This window comes from Rahnella sp. CG8, from assembly GCF_023701875.1.
Taxonomy (GTDB): domain Bacteria; phylum Pseudomonadota; class Gammaproteobacteria; order Enterobacterales; family Enterobacteriaceae; genus Rahnella; species Rahnella aceris.
Window position 1 is genome coordinate 198,807 of sequence record NZ_JABAED010000008.1, and the last position, 13,646, is coordinate 212,452.

At 56.0% G+C, this 13,646-nt stretch carries 13 protein-coding genes; 9 read left to right on the forward strand and 4 right to left on the reverse strand.

Features of this window, described 5'->3' with window-relative positions:
- Positions 1-8: 8 nt before the first annotated feature.
- Positions 9-1,058 carry an ureidoglycolate dehydrogenase gene (gene allD, locus HGO41_RS10370; protein WP_013573649.1) on the reverse strand — a complete coding sequence of 350 codons (1,050 nt, stop codon included), beginning with the start codon at positions 1,056-1,058 and terminating at the stop codon, positions 9-11.
- A gap of 297 nt (positions 1,059-1,355) precedes the next feature.
- On the opposite strand from allD, the gene fdrA reads away from it, so the two are divergent.
- From fdrA to HGO41_RS10390, 4 genes are read left to right on the forward strand one after another with little or no spacing between them, the layout of a single operon-like run.
- Entirely contained in the window at positions 1,356-3,023 is a 1,668-nt protein-coding gene (fdrA, locus tag HGO41_RS10375) for an acyl-CoA synthetase FdrA (RefSeq protein WP_250981012.1), read from the forward strand.
- 33 nt (positions 3,024-3,056) lie between these two features.
- Positions 3,057-4,325 carry a YlbE family protein gene (locus HGO41_RS10380; RefSeq protein ID WP_241916771.1) on the forward strand — a complete coding sequence of 423 codons (1,269 nt, stop codon included), beginning with the start codon at positions 3,057-3,059 and terminating at the stop codon, positions 4,323-4,325.
- Positions 4,322-5,083 carry an oxamate carbamoyltransferase subunit AllH family protein gene (locus HGO41_RS10385; protein ID WP_217192460.1) on the forward strand — a complete coding sequence of 254 codons (762 nt, stop codon included), beginning with the start codon at positions 4,322-4,324 and terminating at the stop codon, positions 5,081-5,083. Before HGO41_RS10380 ends, HGO41_RS10385 begins: the two co-directional genes overlap by 4 nt.
- Before the next feature lie 9 nt (positions 5,084-5,092).
- Positions 5,093-5,992 carry a carbamate kinase gene (locus HGO41_RS10390; protein ID WP_217192459.1) on the forward strand — a complete coding sequence of 300 codons (900 nt, stop codon included), beginning with the start codon at positions 5,093-5,095 and terminating at the stop codon, positions 5,990-5,992.
- A 31-nt stretch (positions 5,993-6,023) separates the two neighbouring features.
- Here the strand turns inward: HGO41_RS10390 and HGO41_RS10395 are convergent, their stop codons facing one another.
- Both HGO41_RS10395 and HGO41_RS10400 read right to left on the reverse strand, forming a co-directional pair.
- Positions 6,024-6,269, reverse strand: a complete 246-nt coding sequence (locus HGO41_RS10395) for a YheU family protein (protein ID WP_013573654.1) — start codon at positions 6,267-6,269, stop codon at positions 6,024-6,026.
- Positions 6,266-7,261: a hydrolase gene (locus tag HGO41_RS10400; RefSeq protein WP_014411530.1), complete on the reverse strand. Its 996-nt coding sequence runs from the start codon at positions 7,259-7,261 to the stop codon at positions 6,266-6,268. Before HGO41_RS10400 ends, HGO41_RS10395 begins: the two co-directional genes overlap by 4 nt.
- A 100-nt stretch (positions 7,262-7,361) precedes the next feature.
- On the opposite strand from HGO41_RS10400, the gene HGO41_RS10405 reads away from it, so the two are divergent.
- A complete protein-coding gene (locus tag HGO41_RS10405) occupies positions 7,362-7,964 on the forward strand; it encodes a LysE family translocator (protein ID WP_013573656.1) in 603 nt (200 codons plus the stop codon).
- A 60-nt stretch (positions 7,965-8,024) separates the two neighbouring features.
- Here HGO41_RS10405 and HGO41_RS10410 read toward each other — a convergent pair whose 3' ends face one another.
- A complete protein-coding gene (locus HGO41_RS10410) occupies positions 8,025-9,941 on the reverse strand; it encodes an ABC transporter ATP-binding protein (RefSeq protein WP_013573657.1) in 1,917 nt (638 codons plus the stop codon).
- A 129-nt stretch (positions 9,942-10,070) separates the two neighbouring features.
- On the opposite strand from HGO41_RS10410, the gene kefG reads away from it, so the two are divergent.
- The 4 genes from kefG (at position 10,071) to slyD (ending at position 13,519) form a co-directional block, all read left to right on the forward strand.
- The gene (gene kefG / locus HGO41_RS10415) at positions 10,071-10,625 is read left to right on the forward strand and encodes a glutathione-regulated potassium-efflux system ancillary protein KefG (protein ID WP_014411531.1); all 555 of its coding nucleotides are present in this window, start codon (positions 10,071-10,073) and stop codon (positions 10,623-10,625) included.
- Positions 10,625-12,433, forward strand: coding sequence for a glutathione-regulated potassium-efflux system protein KefB (kefB, locus tag HGO41_RS10420; RefSeq protein WP_013573659.1), 1,809 nt, complete (start codon positions 10,625-10,627; stop codon positions 12,431-12,433). The genes kefG and kefB overlap by 1 nt, the downstream gene beginning before the upstream one ends.
- Positions 12,434-12,511: 78 nt before the next feature.
- Positions 12,512-12,715, forward strand: a complete 204-nt coding sequence (locus HGO41_RS10425; protein ID WP_013573660.1) for a YheV family putative zinc ribbon protein — start codon at positions 12,512-12,514, stop codon at positions 12,713-12,715.
- Positions 12,716-12,913: 198 nt separating this feature from the next.
- A complete protein-coding gene (slyD, locus tag HGO41_RS10430) occupies positions 12,914-13,519 on the forward strand; it encodes a peptidylprolyl isomerase (protein ID WP_013573661.1) in 606 nt (201 codons plus the stop codon).
- Positions 13,520-13,646: the final 127 nt, after the last annotated feature.

Sequence of the window (13,646 nt, forward strand, 5' to 3'; positions counted from 1 at the left end):
ATAAATAATTAATGTGCGAAAGGAGATTGTGTTTGATAAGTGTGGGTATAAAGCTCATCGGAAATTAAATAACGATAAATATCATCTATCAGTTCTATTCCATTGGCTTTCGTATGCTCTTCATAAATATCCAGGTTCTGACCCGGATACAGCACTTTTTCAAAACCCGGCGCCGGGCGAAGTGCCACTAATTCGGCCAGCATCTGGCTGATATTTTTTCTGAATATCTGAGAAGAGGTAAAGAACGCCGGATTAATCACAATGTGCAACTGGCCGAGGTCACGACCGGCGGTGAGGTCTTCATACATCGAGCTGACGGAGCGCCCGAACGGCAGGCCGAGCAAAATACCGGACAACACATCAACCATCATCATCAGGCCGTAGCCTTTCGGGCCGGACATCGGCAGAAGCGCTTCGACGGCATAAGGATCGGTGGTGGGATTGCCTGCGCCATCTACCGCCCAGGTGTCAGGGATTTTTTCATTGCGCGCCCGGGCATCAAGGATTTTCCCCCACGCCTGCACGGTGGTCGCCATGTCAAAGGTGATGATTTGCTCCCCTTCGCCGGGTGCGGCAAAGGCAATCGGGTTGGTGCCGTAATAGATGTCGGCGGAACCAAACGGCACCACCATCGGGTCAGACTGGCAAACGGAAACCGCGATCAGACCGGCTTTGGCCGCGCGGTGAACGAAATAAGACAGCGCGCCGCAATGCCCCATCTGACGGATTCCCACCACGGCGACGCCTTTGGTTTTTGCCATGTCGATGGCATGTTCCATCGCCAGGTTTGCTGCGACATGGCCAGGTCCGTTATCGGCATGCAGAATGCCGCTGCACGGCCCGGTTTCTTCCCACTGCAACGCCGGAGAGGTGTTGGTGCCGCCTCTGGCAATACGTTCGGCATAATATTCAACCCGCACCGCGCCGTGAGAATGGATGCCTCTGGCATCAGCATAAGAGAGCACGTCGGCCACCACGGCGGCATGTTCCGGCGTTAAACCGGCGGTGGTGAGTTTGCGGGCAATAAGCTGGTGTAATTCTTCGCGACTGACCTTCATCTGGCGTTCCTTATTTGCAGCGAATGAGGCGTTGAATAGCGAAGAAAATACGGGATATCCTGCGTGAGAATGTGATCTGAATAACTAATCAGGGATAGCGAAAATCAATTTGCTAATGCGCATTTTTTCTTATTAATTTTTTATTTAATCGTTATTCATTATTTAATTTTTTCACATGTAAATCAGCGTGGTTATTTAATTAAACCTGACAATAAATCAAGTGTGAGCCAGTTCACCTTGCGAGGTTTTATTTCTGCGTAGCCTGCGTCTCACCGTCTGAAAATATAAGGGAAGCAGATGATCCACGCCTGTATTAAAAAAGGAAGTTTTCAGGATTCCGTCAGCCTGATGATTATTTCCCGCCAGCTCAGTGAATCACCGGACGTTGACGATGTATCGGTGATGATGGGGACACCCGCCAATAAAGCGTTATTAGAAGCCACCGGTTTCTGGCATGCCTGTTTTGAACAGGCGACGCCGAATGATATCTGCGTGGCGGTGCGTAGCGAAAGTCGCGAAGCAGGCATTATTGCTGCGATTACCACACAGCTTGAAGACGCCTTAAAAGCCATGTCAGCCGGGCAACGCGGCGGGCGATCTCTGCCGGTAGCGCGCCGTTTTTCCAGCGCGGAACAACGCCTTCCTGACGCTAATCTGATGCTGATTTCCATTGCGGGCGAGTATGCCGCCGGGCTGGCGCATCAGGCGCTCGACAGTGGCCGCAACGTGATGATTTTCTCTGATAACGTCACGCTGGAAGACGAAATCGCGCTTAAACAAAAAGCCTGTGAGAAAGGGCTGCTGGTGATGGGGCCGGATTGCGGCACCGCCATTATTGCCGGTGCACCGCTGGCGTTTGCCAATGTGTTGCCGCAAGGCGTGATTGGCGTGACCGGCGCATCCGGTACCGGCATTCAGGAACTGACGTCGCAAATTGCGCTGAACGGACAGGGCATTTCGCAGGCTATCGGCCTCGGAGGACGCGATCTTTCCGCGCAGGTCGGCGGCATCAGTGCGCTGACGTCGCTGAAGATGCTGGCGGAGGATCCGCAAAGTCAGGTGCTGGCCTTTGTCTCCAAACCCCCGGCAGACGCCGTTCGCCTGAAAGTGATGGCAGCGATGAAAGCTATTCGTAAGCCAGTGGTGGCGCTGTTTCTCGGTGCGCCGGTCAGCCAGGCGCGTGACGGCAATGTCTGGCTGGCATCGACCCTCGACGAAGCGGCACGCATCGCCTGCCTGCTGGCGCGGGTGGTTCAGGTTGCCGCATCACAACCTGATGTCACGGGTAAAAAAATCGCCGGATTGTTTACCGGTGGCACGCTGGCCGCCGAGGCCGCGATGGTGCTGGCCGGTCTGCTGGATGTGGAAGCCGATCATGCCCATGAGCACGGCACCATGCTTGCCCACAACGGACACCGCATCATTGATTTGGGCGACGATTTCTACACCGTTGGCAAACCGCATCCGATGATTGACCCGACCTCGCGGGAACAGCTGATTCTCGGGCTGGCCGGTAAATCTGAAACCGGCGTGCTGCTGCTGGATGTGGTCATTGGTTATGGCGCGCAGCGCGATCCGGCCGGTTCGGTGGCAACGGCTGTCAGGCAACTGATGACGCAGCGCGCCCGACATGCGCCGCTGGTGGTGATCGCCATGGTGACGGGCAGTGAGCAGGATCCGCAGTGCCGTTCGCAGCAAATCGCCCTATTGCGCGAGGCGGGCATTTTAGTGGTGCAAACCCTGCCGGAAGCCACGCTGCTGGCACACACCTTATGTACCCAAACTGCCGTGACACCTGCGGCATCAACTTGCCCGCTGTTGTCGCAGGTCGCGGTGATCAACGCCGGACTGCGCAGTTTTGCGCTGGATTTGCAATCGGCTTCGGTGCCGGTCGTGCACTACCCATGGTCGCCCGTTGCGGGTGGCAATCTCCGGCTGGCCAGCTTGTTAAAACAACTGGGCTGAGCCGTTTCCCCTCTTCGGATAACGAGACATCTTATGAAAAATACCCTCGAACAGGCCAATACCGCCGTTATCGAACGCATTCGTCAGGCGCGACCGCACTGGCTTGATGTTCAGCCCGCCCGTCAGGTGATCCCGGTGCTGAATCAGGGAAAAACCCTGCTGCATGCAGGCCCGCCCGTCTGCTGGGAAGACATGACCGGCCCGGTGCGCGGTGCCTGCATCGGCGCCTGTCTGTTTGAAGGCTGGGCGCAGGATGAACAACGTGCGTTGCAATTACTGAATAGTGGCGAAATCCGGTTTGTGCCTTGCCATCACGTCAGTGCGGTCGGGCCGATGGGCGGTATCACGTCGGCGAACATGCCGGTGCTGGTGATCGGCAATCTCACTGACGGCAACCGTGCTTTCTGCAACATGAACGAAGGTATCGGCAAGGTGATGCGTTTCGGTGCCTATGGCCCGGATGTTCAGATGCGTTTGCGCTGGATGCGCGACGTGCTGGCACCGGCACTGAGTGGCGCGTTGCATCGTCTCGAGCGCGGTATCGATTTAACGGCGATGATGGCGCAGGGCATTACGATGGGCGATGAATTCCATCAGCGCAATATCGCCACTTCGGCGTTACTGATGCGTACGCTGGCACCGCAACTGGCGGCAGGCAATCTGGATAAAACCACGCTGACTGACGTTTTGCATTTTCTGAGTACGACCGATCAGTTCTTCCTCAATCTGGCGATGGCTTACTGCAAAGCGGCGATGGATGCCGGTGCGGCCATCGGCAAAGGCAGTATCGTCACCGCCATGACCCGCAACGGCAAAGAGTTTGGTATCCGCGTCAGCGGCCTCGGTGACCGCTGGTTTACTGCACCGGTGAATATGCCGCAGGGGTTGTTCTTCAGCGGCTACAGCCAGCAAGACGCCAACCCGGACATGGGCGACAGCGCCATCACGGAAACCTTTGGCGTCGGCGGCGCAGCGATGATTGCCGCGCCGGGCGTGACCCGTTTTGTCGGCGCAGGCGGGATGGACGCCGCCATCACCGTGTCTGAAGAGATGGCGGAAATCTTCCTCGAACGCAACATGATGCTGCAAATTCCCGGCTGGGATTTTCAGGGCGCCTGCCTCGGGCTGGATGTGCGGCGTGTGGTGGAAACCGGCATCACGCCGCTGATTAACACCGGCATTGCTCACCGCGAACCGGGGATTGGACAGATTGGTGCTGGTACGGTACGTGCGCCGCTGGCCTGCTTCGAACAGGCGCTGGAGGCTCTGGCGGAACACCTCGGGGTGCATCCTCAGGTATGAATATTCCCGCACCGCTGGCGGTCAGCGCTCACGCACCGGTATGTCCCGGTGACTGGCAGGTTGTTGGTTTGTTTTCCCGCGCCATCAACCTGAGCAATGAGCGGGGCGAATGGCTGACACTGCATCGATACGGCAAAGGGTTGAGCCCGATGGGATGGCTGTTGCGGGCGCGGGATTTTGAAGGGCTACTCAGTCGTCTGACGTTGGGCGATGTGATGCGGGCGGGTGCTGAAAACCCGCCCGCGCGCAGGCTGGATTTGCACGTAACACAAGGCTCGCGGCAGCTTTACGACTATGTGCACGGTTTTCTGACCGGATGCCCGCAGCTTACGGGGCTGTTCGGTGAGCTTCGTCAGGTTGTCCTTGAACCGCCCGGCGGAGAACTGGCGCATATTCAGCATCAGTTATTGCGGCAGTTGCAGGGGCATCGCGTTGACTGGCAGAACGTAGTGGGCAAAGGCGCGGGGCTGACACCGAGCCACGACGACACGCTGACCGGCATGTTGCTGGTGTGTGCGGCGCACGGGTTGCCGGTCGGTGACTTTTTTGATCATACACCGGACCTGCGTACGCTCACATCATCGGTCAGTTGCGCCTATCTGCATCATGCGGTGAGAAGACAATTTTCCACCCCATTGCTGCATCTGATTCGTGCCCGGCGCGCAGAGCAGGTTCTGGCGCTGGGGCACACGTCGGGTGCCGATACGCTGCTTGGCGTCTGGCTGGCATTGACGCTTTTCAGGGAACACTTTCTTTAAGGAGGAAACATGGAAACTTTAGTGGTCGCACTGGGCGGTAATGCGCTTTTACAACGTGGCGAATGCCTGTCGGCTGAAAATCAGTATCGCAATATTGCGACGGTGGCCGGTGCGCTGGCGCGGCTGGCGACGCGCTACCGTCTGGCGATTGTTCACGGCAACGGCCCCCAGGTCGGATTGTTGTCATTACAAAATCAGGCGTATGCGGAGGTGCCCGCCTATCCGCTGGATATTCTGGTCGCAGAAACACAGGGCATGATCGGGTTTATGCTGGCGCAAATGCTCGGGCAGCAGACGGGTATGCCAGAGGTGTCCACCGTGCTGACGCGCATTGAAGTCGACAGCCGCGATCCGGCGTTTGCCTCTCCCGAAAAATTTATCGGGCCGGTGTACCCGCCGGGATCTCAGCAGGAACTGGAAAACCTGCACGGCTGGAAAATGAAAGCCGACGGGGCTTATTTGCGCCGCGTGGTGGCGTCACCCGTGCCTAAGCGGATTGTGGATATCGACGCTATTCAGCAATTGCTGGCGCGCGGGCACGTGGTGATTTGTAATGGCGGTGGCGGTATTCCGGTGTTTGAAGATGGCAACGGCGCGCAGGCGGTAATCGACAAGGATTTGTCGGCAGCGCTGCTGGCGCGTCAACTGAAGGCGCAAAAGCTGGTGATCCTGACCGATGCCGATGCGGTGTATGAACACTGGGGCACGCCGCAGCAACGGGCGATCCGTCGTGCGACGCCCGCGCAGCTCGCGCCTTTTGCGCAAAACGACGGTTCGATGGGCCCCAAAGTCGCGGCGGTCAGCGCGTTTGTGAATTACAGCGGCTATCCGGCCTATATCGGCGCGCTGGATCAGATCGAGGCGGTGCTGGCGGGAGACGCCGGAACCTGTATTTCGGCAACGGCGTAAGAAAACGGCTCCGCATCGACGGAGCCGTGAGTTACCAGTCCTGCGGGGTTTCTTCCTGCCCGGCGCGGAACTGACCACGCGGCATAATGTTCAGCGTTTCATGCAGTTCTGACCAGACCAGCACAACCTCGCCGCTTTTCAGCTGACGTTTCACGTCATCGACTTTTTGTTCCAGCGATCGTTCCTGCTCGCCGTAATCGGTGCCTTCGCGCAATACGAAGGATTCCACCACGCTGGTGAGCAGTTCAGCGTCCAGTTCCTGCCAGGGAATAATCACTCTGTTGTTTCCTTAGTCTTATTTTCTAAATACGGGGCGATCCAGGCCGGAATGCGTTGCTCCAGCCACATCTGCGGATGACGTAAGCTGCCGGAAACAAACCCGACATGTCCGCCATGTTCTGTTAACTGATATTCCACGCAATCCGGTAAATCTTCTGCTTTCGGGATGACCTCCGGCGTCATAAACGGGTCGTCTTTGGCGTGGATAATCAGCAAGGGTGTTCTGATCTGCGCCAGTAACGGCAGGCCGCTGCACCGGCGGTAATAATCCAGCGCGTCGGTAAATCCGTGTGCTTTTGAGGTGATGGCGTCGTCGAATTCACGAAGGTAACGCATGGCTTTTAGCTGCTCCAGCGTGACGGGCAATGTGCCCGGATATTTCGCCAGTTTGCGCGAGGCATTGCCTTTGAGCTGATCGAGCAGATAGCGCTGATAAATCCGTGATGAACCTTGTTCCAGCCGGTAAGCGCAAGGTTCCAGCATCAGCGGCGCGGAGACCACCACGGCGGCGCTCAGCGTACACGTTTCCCCTTCCTGCCCGAGATAACAGGCCAGCATATTGCCGCCGAGCGACACGCCCACCGCGCCGGTCGGGACTTCGCCATAAGTTTCATTGAGCCAGCGAATGAAAAAACGGGCGTCTTCGGTTTCACCGGAATGGTAAATACGCAGCAGTTTATTGGGTTCACCGCTGCATCCGCGAAAATGCATGACGACGCCGAGCCAGCCTTTGTCTTTCCAGGCCTGCAATAGACCGTGGGCATAAGGGCTGAAGAAACTGCCTTCCAGTCCGTGAAACAGGATCATGCGTGGTTTATGTCGCGCCTGTTCCGGGTCTTCAGTCCAGGCTAAATCCAGAAAATCCCCGTCCGGCGTATCCAGCCTTTGCCAGTGAGGTTTGAGTTTTGCGTGCCGCCGAACGAGCCGCGGTAACAGCGTCTGGATGTGAGGATTACTGGCTCCGCGCAGGGGGCGAAAGGATTCAAACATAAGATGAATAAATTTCTCTTAAGAGACTCTTGTGCGATCAATATCACGCTGTTAGCTTCAATGCTATCGCACATCTTTCGGGTCGGAGAACCCAAATTAAATGGAACCTGGTTTATTTTTCTCGATGCTTGGATTTTTATGGGTCGCCGCTATCACCCCTGGCCCGAACAATATGTTGTTAACCACGTCTGGCGCTAACTTCGGGTTCTTCCGCTCACTCTGGCTGATGGTCGGCATTATGCTTGGCATGCAAAGTATTTTGCTGCTGGTGGCGTTTGGGGTCGGCGGGCTCATCACGATTTATCCTGCGTTACATCTGTTCCTCAAAATCGCCGGTAGCCTGTATCTGCTGTGGCTGGCGTGGAAGATTGCGACATCTGCCTATGAAAAACTGGAAACCGGCGCCCCGCCACCCAGGCCGATCCGCTTGTATCAGGGCTGGTTGCTGCAATTCCTCAACCCGAAAGCGTGGCTGATGGGGCTGGGCGCGGTCGCGAGCTTCAGTCTGGCCGGTGCCGCCTATAACCACTCTATTGCCGGTATCAGCCTCGGGATGTTCCTGGTCAATCTGGTGTCCGGGATCATCTGGCTTGGCTTCGGTACCGTAATTGGCCGCCTGCTGCGCAGCAGGCGTGCGTGGTATACCTTTAATATCGCGATGGGGATCCTGACCGCCGCCTGCGTATTGCTGATCTGGCACTGATTTGCAGACAAAAGAAAGGCGCCGTCGTGGCGCCTTTCTCATTTCTTACCGAACGATCTTCTAGTCGAGATCAAAGGCCTTCGACATGTCTTCCAGTTGTTCCTGTGCATCGAGCCAGGTCATTTCGGTCTCTTCCAGCGCGCCTTTCACTTTGGTCTGCTGTTGCAGACATTCGGTGAGATCGGCTTTACGGCTGTTGTCGTAAATCGCGGAATCAGCCAGACGCTCTTCAATGGTCGCCAGTTCTGTACTTAATTTTTCCATCTGCGCTTCAAGTTTGGTGATTTGCTTACGCAGCGGTTGGGTCTGATTGCGGAAATCGGCTTCGCGACGTTTCTGGTCTTTACGCGACTGCGCGCTGTTAACGCCGCCGTCTTTGGCCGGTGCGTCCTGCTGGCTTTCCTGACGCTGAATGTCCACCAGCCATTGCTGATAATCTTCCAGATCGCCGTCGAACTGTTCCACTTTGCCGCCGTGTACCAGATACAAATCGTCAGTGGTGGAGCGCAGTAAGTGGCGGTCATGCGACACGACAACCATCGCGCCCTCGAAGTCGATCAGCGCTTCGGTCAGCGCCTGACGCATATCGAGATCCAGGTGGTTGGTCGGTTCATCGAGCAACAGCAGGTTAGGGCGCTGCCAGACAATCAGTGCCAGCACCAGACGCGCTTTTTCACCGCCGGAGAATCGCCCGGTAGGATCCGTCACTTTATCGCCGTGGAAACCAAATCCACCGAGATAATCGCGCAACTGCTGTTCGGTTTCTTTGTTCGCCAGGCGCACCAGATGTTGCAGCGGCGAATCTTCTGCGCGCAGGAACTCCAGCTGATGCTGCGCGAAGTAACCGAGTTTGACGCCTTTCGCCAGACCAATGTCACCGTGAAGCGGCGGCATGGTGCCAGCCAGCAGTTTGATCAGCGTGGACTTCCCGGCCCCGTTACGGCCCAGTAAGCCGATACGTGAACCCGGCACCAGATTCAGTTTGATCGACTCCAGAATCGTGGTGTCGCCATAACCGGCGCTGACTTTTTCCATCCGCAACAGCGGATCGGGCAAACTTTCCGGCGAGCGGAAGCTAAAATGAAAAGGATTGTCGACGTGCGCCGGGGCTATCAGCTCCATGCGTTCCAGCATTTTAATACGGCTTTGCGCCTGCTTGGCTTTGGTCGCCTGCGCACGGAAACGGTCAATATAACTTTGCAGATGCGCCACTTTCTCCTGCTGACTTTCAAACAATGCCTGCTGTTGCGACAGTTTGGTCGCACGCTGGCGTTCGAAAGACGAGTAGTTACCGGTGTATTCGTTCAGCGTCTGCTGTTCGATATGCAGTATTTTATCGATGATCGGATCGAGAAAGTCCCGGTCATGGGAAATCAGCACCAGCGTGCCGGTGTAGCTTTTCAGCCATTTCTCCAGCCAGATGACGGCGTCGAGATCCAGGTGGTTAGTCGGTTCATCGAGCAGCAGTAAATCAGAACGGCAAATCAGCGCCTGCGCAAGGTTGAGACGCATGCGCCACCCGCCGGAGAACGATTTGACTGGCTGCTGCAACTGATTCTGAGTAAAGCCCAATCCGCTGAGCAGGCTCGCCGCGCGCGCCGGAATGGTCCAGGCGTTGATGGCGTCGAGTTTACCGTGCAGCGTGGCGATAGCGTGGCCGTCATCACGCTCGTTAGCGTGCTGCAATTGCGCTTCCAGTTGGCGAAATTCGCGGTCACCGTCGATAACATACTCTATCGCAGGCTGGTCCAGAGCGGGTGTTTCCTGATTGACCCAGGCCAGCGCCCAGTTGGACGGAAACGTCAGGTTGCCTGCATCGGCGCTCATTTCACCTTTAAGCAGCGAAATCAGGGTGGATTTACCGCAGCCATTTTTGCCCACCAGCCCGACTTTCTGGCCGGGATTGATGGTCGCAGACGCGTTGTCCAGCAGCACGTTAGTGCCGCGTCGGATTTGTAAGGAGGAGAAAACAATCATAAAGCGCCGTGTTGAGAGTATGTTAAATTGTCATGATAATGATTTAAACAAGACGTATCGCGTCCCATTTTGTCTTTGCGAAGCATGGTAACGGAAAAACCGCACCCTGACGACGCTTTGGAGGTATTGATGTCGCAGCCACCAAAGGTTTTGCTGCTGTACGCCCACCCGGAATCACCCGATTCAGTCGCCAACCGCGTTTTGTTACAGCAGGCACAGCAACTTGAGCATGTCACCGTGCATGATTTGTACGCCCACTATCCTGATTTTTTTATTGATATCCACCGCGAACAACAACTGCTGCGTGAACACAAAGTGATTGTCTTCCAGCATCCTCTTTATACCTATAGTTGCCCGGCTTTATTAAAGGAATGGATGGATCGCGTGCTGGCCCGGGGGTTTGCCAGCGGTGCTGGCGGGAATGCGCTTAACGGCAAATACTGGCGTTCGGTCGTTACCACCGGCGAGCCGGAAGGCGCTTACCGTGCGGGCGGTTATAACCGTTATCCGATGTCCGATATTATGCGTCCGTTCGAGCTGACGTCGGCGATGTGCCATATGCACTGGATGACGCCAATCGTTATTTACTGGGCGCGACGTCAGAAACCTGATGTGTTGCAGAGCCATGCCGAAGCGTACGGCGAATGGCTGCAATCCCCGTTGCCGCATGGGGGGATCGTCTGATGGACGTTTCAAGTATTCCTACGGCAATCCTGCTGTTTTTATTCGCTGCGGTGGTCGCCGTGCCTCTGGCGCAACGTTTAGGTATCGGCGCGGTACTCGGCTATTTGCTGGCGGGGATTGCCATCGGCCCGTGGGGCTTAGGTTTTATCCGTGACGTGGATGAGATCCTGCACTTCTCCGAACTGGGCGTGGTTTTCCTGATGTTTATCATCGGGCTGGAACTGAATCCCGGTAAGTTGTGGGCGCTGCGGCGGCAAATCTTTGGCGTCGGTGCCGGGCAGGTGATCCTGACCGCGCTGGTGCTTGGCGGTTTGTTGTATCTCACGAAGTTTTCCTGGCAGGCGGCGGTGATTGGCGGTATCGGGCTGGCGATGTCATCCACGGCGATGGCATTGCAACTGATGCGCGATAAAGGCATGACGCGTAACGAAGGCGGCCAGTTGGGTTTTGCCGTGCTGCTGTTCCAGGATATCGCGGTGATCCCGGCACTGGCCCTGATCCCGATTCTGGCGGGGGGCTCCGAAGGCAGCAATAACTGGGAAATGATCGGCCTGAAAGTGCTGGCCTTTGGCGGGATGTTGATTGGCGGACGCTATCTGCTGCGGCCGATTTTCCGGCTGATTGTGGCCTCCGGCGTGCGTGAAGTGTTTACCGCCGCCGCGTTGCTGGTGGTGCTCGGCTCGGCGCTGTTTATGGATACGCTGGGCTTTTCGATGGCACTCGGGACGTTCATCGCCGGGATTTTACTGGCTGAAAGTGAATATCAGCACGAACTGGAAATCGCTATCGAGCCATTTAAGGGTTTACTGCTCGGGCTGTTCTTTATTTCTGTCGGCATGGCGCTGAATCTGGGTGTGCTTTATACCCATATTTTGCTGGTGCTGGCGGGCGTGATTGTTCTGGTGACTGTCAAAGGTGCCTTGTTGTACGGGCTGTCCCGTGTATTTGGCTTGCGTACTTCGGTCCGGCTGCAATTTTCCGCCGTGCTCAGTCAGGGCGGTGAATTTGCTTTCGTGCTGTTCTCGGCGGCGGGCGCGCAGAAAGTGATTTCTTCGTCGCAGCTTTCGCTGTTGCTGGTGGTGGTGACGTTATCAATGATGACCACGCCGCTGCTGATGCAGTGGGTTGACCGGATTTTGGTGCGACGCTACAACGACGGCGAAGAAAGCGACGAAAAGCATTTTGTTCAGGATGACGAACCGCAGGTGATTATTGTCGGGTTCGGGCGCTTCGGGCAGGTGATCGGACGTTTGCTGATGGCGAACAAAATGCGCATTACGGTGCTGGAGCGTGATATCAGCGCCGTCGGGTTGATGCGGACTTACGGCTACAAAGTCTATTACGGCGATGCAACCGAACTGGAGTTACTCAGGGCGTCCGGCGCGGAAAAGGCAAAGTCGATCGTTATTACCTCCAATGAGCCGGAAGATACGATGGCTATCGTGCATTTATGCCAGCAGCATTTTCCCCATCTGAATATTCTGGCGCGTGCCCGTGGCCGTGTGGAAGCGCATGAGCTTTTGCAGGCCGGCGTAGTGAATTTTTCCCGCGAGACGTTTTCTAGTGCGCTGGAGCTTGGGAAGAAAGCACTCGTGACGCTGGGCATGCATCCGCACAGTGCGTATCGCGCGCAGCAACATTTTCGTCGGCTCGACATGCGGATGTTGCGTGAACTGGTGCCGCAAAACCGCGGCGACGTTGCGCAGATTTCCCGCGTGAAAGAGGCCCGGCGAGAGCTGGAAGACATCTTTCAGAGTGAAATGCATAACGAACGTCGCCAGCTTGATGGCTGGGACGATGACGAATAGCCCGGTAGCAGAAAAATAATTTCGGTGGTTGATCGAAAACTGACCGGACGCAATATCGGAAATTTCAGGAGAAGTAACATGGCTACAACCCGTAAACGGTTCATCGCTGGTGCGGTGTGTCCGAAATGCAAGGCGATGGATACACTGGCTTTATGGCAGGAAGATCAGGTTGAAGTGGTGGAGTGTGTAAAGTGCGGACACCATCAGCGTCAGACTGACGCGCAGGTCAGCAAGAAGCTTCGCCCGGAAGAGCAGGTGATTGGTATTTTCGATCCGAAGTAGCGTTATGGCTCGTGTTTTTTTATGCTGGTAGTACAGAGACGCGGATTTCCGCTACACTCTTCGCCAAATTTATCCGATCGCGCTTTTCAGGATGATCTCATCGAAAAGTGGCCGTCACTGAATTAGCCTTAAGCGAAGTTGCGTGCGTTATGCAACGCCCGCAGACAACAAATTGAGTTTCCAACGGTAGGAGTTATCATGAAAGTAGCAAAAGACCTGGTCGTCAGCGTGGCATATCAGGTACGTACAGAAGACGGTGTGTTGGTTGATGAATCTCCGGTGAGCGCACCGTTGGATTACCTGCACGGCCATGGTTCCCTGATCTCCGGTCTGGAAACTGCACTTGATGGTCATGCAATTGGTGATGTATTTGACGTGCATGTTGGCGCGAACGATGCTTACGGCAACTACGACGACAACCTGGTTCAGCGCGTGCCTAAAGACGTGTTCATGGGTGTTGATGAGCTGGAAGTCGGTATGCGTTTCCTGGCTGATACCGATCAGGGCCCGGTTCCTGTCGAAATCACTGAAGTTGATGGCGACCACGTTGTGGTTGATGGCAACCACATGCTGGCTGGCCAGAACCTGAACTTCCACGTTGAAGTGGTGGCAATCCGTGAAGCGACCGAAGAAGAACTGGCTCATGGCCACGTTCATGGCGAACACGGCCACGATCATGGTCACGACCATGAACACGGTGACGGTTGCTGCGGTGGTCACGGCCACGACCATGATCACGACCACGGTCATGATCACGGCAAAAAAGGCGGTTGCGGCGGTAACGGCGGCTGCGGTTGTCATTAATCGCCCGCACAGTGATATAACAGTGATATAAACGAAAGGCGCCGCAAGGGTAATGCCGATCGTTTAAGGATCAGTTGACCGATCCGGTGGCTCGTGTAAAAAGGGTTCATGCTCATCATGGACCCTT

Bases quoted from the DNA above. Each gene is read 5' to 3' on its own strand.
- allD (WP_013573649.1), bottom strand. From the start codon at position 1,058: ATGAAGGTCAGTCGCGAAGAATTACACCAGCTTATTGCCCGCAAACTC.
- fdrA (WP_250981012.1), top strand. From the start codon at position 1,356: ATGATCCACGCCTGTATTAAAAAAGGAAGTTTTCAGGATTCCGTCAGC.
- HGO41_RS10380 (WP_241916771.1), top strand. From the start codon at position 3,057: ATGAAAAATACCCTCGAACAGGCCAATACCGCCGTTATCGAACGCATT.
- HGO41_RS10385 (WP_217192460.1), top strand. From the start codon at position 4,322: ATGAATATTCCCGCACCGCTGGCGGTCAGCGCTCACGCACCGGTATGT.
- HGO41_RS10390 (WP_217192459.1), top strand. From the start codon at position 5,093: ATGGAAACTTTAGTGGTCGCACTGGGCGGTAATGCGCTTTTACAACGT.
- HGO41_RS10400 (WP_014411530.1), bottom strand. From the start codon at position 7,261: ATGTTTGAATCCTTTCGCCCCCTGCGCGGAGCCAGTAATCCTCACATC.
- HGO41_RS10405 (WP_013573656.1), top strand. From the start codon at position 7,362: ATGGAACCTGGTTTATTTTTCTCGATGCTTGGATTTTTATGGGTCGCC.
- HGO41_RS10410 (WP_013573657.1), bottom strand. From the start codon at position 9,941: ATGATTGTTTTCTCCTCCTTACAAATCCGACGCGGCACTAACGTGCTG.
- kefG (WP_014411531.1), top strand. From the start codon at position 10,071: ATGTCGCAGCCACCAAAGGTTTTGCTGCTGTACGCCCACCCGGAATCA.
- kefB (WP_013573659.1), top strand. From the start codon at position 10,625: ATGGACGTTTCAAGTATTCCTACGGCAATCCTGCTGTTTTTATTCGCT.
- HGO41_RS10425 (WP_013573660.1), top strand. From the start codon at position 12,512: ATGGCTACAACCCGTAAACGGTTCATCGCTGGTGCGGTGTGTCCGAAA.
- slyD (WP_013573661.1), top strand. From the start codon at position 12,914: ATGAAAGTAGCAAAAGACCTGGTCGTCAGCGTGGCATATCAGGTACGT.